This is a genomic window from Porphyromonas sp. HMSC077F02 (assembly GCF_001815465.1).
GTDB lineage: Bacteria > Bacteroidota > Bacteroidia > Bacteroidales > Porphyromonadaceae > Porphyromonas_A > Porphyromonas_A somerae.
Map to the genome: position 1 here is coordinate 1 of NZ_KV820642.1, position 206 is coordinate 206.

The 206-nt window shown below is 45.6% G+C and carries 1 protein-coding gene; it reads left to right on the forward strand.

Annotated elements, in window-relative coordinates:
- Nucleotides 1-18: 18 nt before the first annotated feature.
- A partial coding sequence (locus HMPREF3027_RS02975) for a transposase (RefSeq protein WP_141756214.1) occupies nt 19-206 on the forward strand: 188 nt, incomplete at its 3' end.

The following is a 206-nucleotide window of genomic DNA, read 5'->3' on the forward strand; positions in this document are numbered from 1 at the left end:
GGTAGTGCGAAACCAGGTGTGGATACGGAAGCCCGATGGGTGGTAAAATGTAAGAAGTTTAGATATGGGTACAAGAAACATGTCTTGACAGACGGAGAAGGCCTTGTGAATACCCTCACCACCACATCTGCCAATGTCTCAGACACGACAGAATTTCCAACTCTCATAGAGAAAGGAGCCCTTCAAAAAGGAGTAATGGTATTAGC